This is a genomic window from Micromonospora sp. SD12 (assembly GCF_052068495.1).
Classification (GTDB): Bacteria; Actinomycetota; Actinomycetes; order Mycobacteriales; family Micromonosporaceae; genus Micromonospora; species Micromonospora echinofusca.
In genome coordinates this window covers 1-944 of sequence record NZ_JBQHDF010000053.1, presented here as the reverse complement: position 1 = coordinate 944, position 944 = coordinate 1, and the positions used below count along the sequence as shown (strand labels likewise).

The window sequence follows — 944 nt, the reverse complement described above, 5'->3', positions numbered from 1 at the left end:
GGGTAGGCCGACACCTGCACGGTCTGCGCGGCCTTGGTCAGGGGCATGTCCTGCCACCCGTCGACCTGCTTGAGGCCCTTCAGGAACGCCGTCGTCGAGTACTCGGGGTCGGTGATCTGCTCCACCGTGCCCCAACCGGAGGACGGGCGCTGCTGGAACAGGCCCTGCGAGTCGTGGTCGTTGCGGTCACCCAGGTGACCCAGGTTCTCCAACTTCGACTCCTGCAACGCGGTCGCGATGGAGACGACCGCGGCGCGCTCGTCCATGCCGGCCTTCTTCGTCGCCGCGATGATCGCCTTCACGTTGGCGACCTGCTCGTCGGACAGGTCGATGCGCGACTGCGCGCCCTGCACACCGTGCGGCACCAGCCTGCCCATGTCCGGCTTGTCGGCCTGCACCGCGACGGCGGTGATCGGGGTCGCCGCCTGCACCGGCGCGCTCGACTCGGCGTGGTTCAGCGGACCGGCGGCCAGACCACCGGCAACAGCCAGACCAGCAATACCAAGAACGCTCTTACGCATGATCGTGTTCATCACAGATGCTCCATTCGGGGGTTGGCACCCACACACCGAAAAGGGGGATCGGCTTTCGCGCGGGTGCAAGCACCGTCCGGCGCCCAAGGAACTCGGGGGATCTCCACGGAACCGGAGGGATCTCCGGCGTCTCGCTGGAGGAAAGATCAGATCGGCCGTGTCGGCCGGATGCTCGAACCATGTGCGGGTCGGAAGAGGCCGGCTGTCTCGCGGGGCCGGGGGATGCCCTCACGTCGGCCGGACCATGTGTAACGACCGCCGGCCCGCCATCATTCCGGGACCCCGGCACGCCATCGCGTCGGGGCGACGTGGCCTTGCTCGGTCGTACGCAGGGTGTAACGACCCCGCCCCGCCCACGATTCCGCCCCCACGATGCCCCCGATCACACGCCGAAACCGGACATCCGCGCCG

At 68.5% G+C, this 944-nt stretch carries 1 protein-coding gene; it reads right to left on the bottom strand.

The window, feature by feature from the left end; all coding sequences use genetic code 11:
- Nucleotides 1–533, bottom strand: a 533-nt coding sequence (locus tag ACTMS2_RS29270) for a hypothetical protein (protein ID WP_441178267.1), incomplete at its 3' end; no start/stop codon positions are given.
- Nucleotides 534–944 lie beyond the last annotated feature (411 nt).